The 5,679-nt window shown below is 53.3% G+C and carries 3 rRNA genes; all 3 read right to left on the minus strand.

The window, feature by feature from the left end:
* Positions 1 to 49 precede the first annotated feature (49 nt).
* Positions 50 to 166, minus strand: a 5S ribosomal RNA gene (rrf, locus tag E3O25_RS08950).
* Between the two features lie 123 nt (positions 167 to 289).
* A 23S ribosomal RNA gene (locus E3O25_RS08955) occupies positions 290 to 3,418 on the minus strand.
* 468 nt (positions 3,419 to 3,886) lie between these two features.
* A 16S ribosomal RNA gene (locus E3O25_RS08960) occupies positions 3,887 to 5,420 on the minus strand.
* The 16S, 23S and 5S rRNA genes sit together here, the layout of an rRNA operon.
* Between the last annotated feature and the right edge of the window lie 259 nt (positions 5,421 to 5,679).

Below are 5,679 nucleotides of genomic sequence, written 5' to 3' on the forward strand. Positions count from 1 at the left end.
AACGCAGAAAGGCCACCCGGGGGTGGCCTTTCTGGTCGTTCTAAGTTAAGTCCGGCGGTGTCCTACTCTCCCACAGGGTCCCCCCTGCAGTACCATCGGCGCTGAGAGTCTTAGCTTCCGGGTTCGGAATGTGACCGGGCGTTTCCCTCTCGCTATAGCCGCCGAAACATCTTCTGATGAATCGAATCTATATTATTCAATTATAGAGCCCTCAATGATGAGGGTTTGTTCTCGACCGTACATCGAGAACCACATAGTGGACGCTAAAGCAGCTTCTTCAAACTGAAGTGTTATCAAATTATCGGCTTATTAGTACCGGTCAGCTCCATGGGTCTTTAGTCCCCACTTCCACATCCGGCCTATCAACGCAGTAGTCTAGCTGCGAGCCTCTCCCCCGAAGGGATGGAAATCTCATCTCGAAGCCGGCTTCCCGCTTAGATGCTTTCAGCGGTTATCCGTTCCGAACGTAGCTAATCAGCGGTGCTCCTGGCGGAACAACTGACACACCAGAGGTTCGTCCATCCCGGTCCTCTCGTACTAGGGATAGATCTTCTCAAATTTCCTGCGCGCGCAGCGGATAGGGACCGAACTGTCTCACGACGTTCTAAACCCAGCTCGCGTACCGCTTTAATGGGCGAACAGCCCAACCCTTGGGACCTACTCCAGCCCCAGGATGCGACGAGCCGACATCGAGGTGCCAAACCATGCCGTCGATATGGACTCTTGGGCAAGATCAGCCTGTTATCCCCGAGGTACCTTTTATCCGTTGAGCGACAGCGCTTCCACAAGCCACTGCCGGATCACTAGTCCCGACTTTCGTCCCTGCTCGACTTGTCAGTCTTACAGTCAAGCTCCCTTGTGCACTTACACTCGACACCTGATTACCAACCAGGTTGAGGGAACCTTTGGGCGCCTCCGTTACTTTTTAGGAGGCAACCGCCCCAGTTAAACTACCCACCAGGCACTGTCCCTGAACCGGATCACGGTTCGAAGTTAGGTATCCAATATGACCAGAGTGGTATTTCAACAATGACTCCACCTGAACTAGCGTCCAAGCTTCACAGTCTCCCACCTATCCTACACAAGCCACACCGAACACCAATACCAAGCTGTAGTAAAGGTCACGGGGTCTTTCCGTCCTGCTGCGCGTAACGAGCATCTTTACTCGTAATGCAATTTCGCCGAGTTCGCGGTTGAGACAGCTGGGAAGTCGTTACGCCATTCGTGCAGGTCGGAACTTACCCGACAAGGAATTTCGCTACCTTAGGATGGTTATAGTTACCACCGCCGTTTACTGGGGCTTAAATTCTCAGCTTCGCCTTGCGGCTAACCGTTCCTCTTAACCTTCCAGCACCGGGCAGGCGTCAGTCCGTATACATCGTCTTGCGACTTAGCACGGACCTGTGTTTTTAGTAAACAGTCGCTTCCCACTGGTCTCTGCGGCCTTCGAACGCTCCCGGAGCAAGTCCGTTCACGCCTCAGGCCCCCCTTCTCCCGAAGTTACGGGGGCATTTTGCCGAGTTCCTTAACCACGATTCTCTCGATCTCCTTAGTATTCTCTACCTGATCACCTGAGTCGGTTTGGGGTACGGGTGACTAAAACCTCGCGTCGATGCTTTTCTTGGCAGCATAGGATCACTGATTTCACCCTTACGGGCTACCCATCGGGTCTCAACCATCATGAGAGACGGATTTGCCTATCTCTCGGCCTACATCCTTAGACCGGGTCAACCATCGCCCGGCTCAGCTACCTTCCTGCGTCACACCTGTTAATACGCTAACCGCACCAGCATAGGGTCGCACGCTAGGCCCCACGCTTCACCCCGAAGGGATCCATCTAGGGGATTCAGATGCTTAGCATTACTGGATTAGTTTGGGCGGTTTTTTGTCAGTACGGGAATATCAACCCGTTGTCCATCGACTACGCCTGTCGGCCTCGCCTTAGGTCCCGACTTACCCAGGGCGGATTAGCCTGGCCCTGGAACCCTTGATCTTTCGGAGGACGGGTTTCTCACCCGTCTTTCGCTACTCATGCCTGCATTCTCACTCGTGTGGCCTCCACGGCTGGTTTACACCGCCGCTTCGCTGGCCACACGACGCTCTCCTACCCATCAACACGGCTGAACCAACACCACAAGGGTGTTAGCTAACCAAAAATATCAATGCCACAACTTCGGTGGCGTGCTTGAGCCCCGTTACATTGTCGGCGCGGAATCACTTGACCAGTGAGCTATTACGCACTCTTTCAAGGGTGGCTGCTTCTAAGCCAACCTCCTGGTTGTCTGTGCAACTCCACATCCTTTCCCACTTAGCACGCGCTTTGGGACCTTAGTTGGTGGTCTGGGTTGTTTCCCTCTCGACGATGAAGCTTATCCCCCACCGTCTCACTGCTGCGCTCTCACTTACCGGCATTCGGAGTTTGGCTGACGTCAGTAAGCTTTTGGGCCCCATCGGCCATCCAGTAGCTCTACCTCCGGCAAGAAACACGCAACGCTGCACCTAAATGCATTTCGGAGAGAACCAGCTATCACGAAGTTTGATTGGCCTTTCACCCCTATCCACAGCTCATCCCCTCCATTTTCAACTGAAGTGGGTTCGGTCCTCCACGACGTCTTACCGTCGCTTCAACCTGGCCATGGATAGATCACTTCGCTTCGGGTCTAGGACATGCGACTGAATCGCCCTATTCAGACTCGCTTTCGCTACGCATTCCCCTCTCGGGTTAAGCTCGCCACATATCACTAACTCGCAGGCTCATTCTTCAAAAGGCACGCTGTCACCAGAACAAAGCTGGCTCCAACGGTTTGTAAGCAAACGGTTTCAGGTACTATTTCACTCCCCTCCCGGGGTACTTTTCACCTTTCCCTCACGGTACTTGTTCACTATCGGTCATGTAGGAGTATTTAGGCTTATCAGGTGGTCCTGACGGATTCACACGGGATTTCTCGGGCCCCGTGCTACTTGGGATACTTCTCGGGCGATTGCTGCATTTCGACTACGGGGTTCGCACCCTCTATGACCAGGCTTTCAATCCTGTTCGTCTATACAACGTTCTAACCCTTACCATTCGGTAGAATAGGCAGAAAAGTCCCGCAACCCCGACCATGCAACGCCTACCGGCTATCACACATGATCGGTTTAGCCTCATCCGGGTTCGCTCGCCACTACTAACGGAATCACTGTTGTTTTCTCTTCCTGTGGGTACTGAGATGTTTCACTTCCCCACGTTCCCTCTACCCGCCCTATATATTCAGGCGGGAGTCACCAGGTCACCTTACGGGCCTGGCGGGGTTTCCCCATTCGGACATCCTCGGATCACAGTTCGTTTATCAACTCCCCGAGGCTTATCGCAGATTACTACGTCCTTCTTCGGCTCTACATGCCAAGGCATTCACCGTTTGCTCTTAAAAATTTGAAATCACATGAGTTTGAATCGATTAAGTATCGTCAGACCGAAGTCTCACGATCGAAATTGACCAATGATCTATAAATAGATCTTTGTAATTTGCTCTCTTACGAGAGTCAAATTTAAGATGCTCGCGTCCACTGTGTAGTTCTCAAAGTACGGGCGGTACCCCTTCAAGCTCACAAGTGATGTGAACAAGAAAAGGTCCAGAGGAACAGTCCGTACCTCCCGAAGGAGAAACGTTCCGGTCCCTCAGGACCCAACAGCGTGCATATATGACTCTCTCCGAAACCCACTTTTCCAACCCAAGTTCTTGCGAACCAGGCGTACCGAGTGAGAACCAATCGTCCTCATACCAATGTCAATGTTCCACCCATGAGCGCCATCCAAGATCGTGCAGTTCAGGAAGAACTGGCGTCGTGGTATGACTGGCACCGTTGATCTCGCTGTATACAGACGAGCAGTGCACGTGCTCCTTAGAAAGGAGGTGATCCAGCCGCACCTTCCGGTACGGCTACCTTGTTACGACTTAGTCCTAATCACCGATCCCACCTTCGACAGCTCCGTCCCTTACGGGTTCGGCCACTGGCTTCGGGTGTTACCGACTTTCATGACTTGACGGGCGGTGTGTACAAGGCCCGGGAACGTATTCACCGCAGCGTTGCTGATCTGCGATTACTAGCGACTCCGACTTCATGAGGTCGAGTTGCAGACCTCAATCCGAACTGAGACCGGCTTTTTGGGATTCGCTCCACCTTACGGTATCGCAGCCCTTTGTACCGGCCATTGTAGCATGCGTGAAGCCCAAGACATAAGGGGCATGATGATTTGACGTCATCCCCACCTTCCTCCGAGTTGACCCCGGCAGTATCCCATGAGTTCCCACCATTACGTGCTGGCAACATAGGACGAGGGTTGCGCTCGTTGCGGGACTTAACCCAACATCTCACGACACGAGCTGACGACAACCATGCACCACCTGTATACCGACCTTGCGGGGCGACCATTTCTGGCCGTTTCCGGTATATGTCAAGCCTTGGTAAGGTTCTTCGCGTTGCATCGAATTAATCCGCATGCTCCGCCGCTTGTGCGGGCCCCCGTCAATTCCTTTGAGTTTTAGCCTTGCGGCCGTACTCCCCAGGCGGGGAACTTAATGCGTTAGCTGCGACACGGAGACCGTGGAATGGTCCCCACATCTAGTTCCCAACGTTTACGGCATGGACTACCAGGGTATCTAATCCTGTTCGCTCCCCATGCTTTCGCTCCTCAGCGTCAGTTACGGCCCAGAGATCTGCCTTCGCCATTGGTGTTCCTCCTGATATCTGCGCATTCCACCGCTACACCAGGAATTCCAATCTCCCCTACCGCACTCTAGTCTGCCCGTACCCACTGCAGGCCCGAGGTTGAGCCTCGGGTTTTCACAGCAGACGCGACAAACCGCCTACGAGCTCTTTACGCCCAATAATTCCGGACAACGCTTGCACCCTACGTATTACCGCGGCTGCTGGCACGTAGTTAGCCGGTGCTTTTTCTGCAGGTACCGTCACTCCCAGGAAAACCCAGTCGCTTCTTCCCTACTAAAAGAGGTTTACAACCCGAAGGCCGTCGTCCCTCACGCGGCGTTGCTGCATCAGGCTTGCGCCCATTGTGCAATATTCCCCACTGCTGCCTCCCGTAGGAGTCTGGGCCGTGTCTCAGTCCCAGTGTGGCCGGTCACCCTCTCAGGCCGGCTACCCGTCGTCGCCTTGGTGAGCCATTACCTCACCAACTAGCTGATAGGCCGCGAGCTCATCCTTGACCAAAATTCTTTCCACCCCAGAAGATGCCTTCCAAGGTAATATCCGGTATTAGCTACAGTTTCCCGCAGTTATCCCAGAGTCAAGGGCAGATTGCTCACGTGTTACTCACCCGTTCGCCACTGATCCAAGGAGCAAGCTCCCCTTCACCGTTCGACTTGCATGTGTTAAGCACGCCGCCAGCGTTCGTCCTGAGCCAGGATCAAACTCTCCGTAAATGTTTGAATAGCTACCCAGCAAGCTGAGCGCCCATCTAGTGCACCCACCAACCGGAATAGGCTGGACAGATGCAAGTTTGAAACTGACAAGAACAAATCATTACTGACTTGCTTTGTTTAGTTGCCTAACCGAAGCTAGGACTTGTTCAATATTATTTCCAAAGGAATCTCTTAGCTGCACCCCGCTAGAAACGGGCCACAACCACGAGGTTTTTGGCATTTGACATTGTGCACGCTGTTGAGTTCTCAAGGATCGGAC

Origin of the sequence: Cryobacterium sp. TMT1-3 (assembly GCF_004402315.1) — a bacterium.
Classification (GTDB): Bacteria; Actinomycetota; Actinomycetes; order Actinomycetales; family Microbacteriaceae; genus Cryobacterium; species Cryobacterium luteum.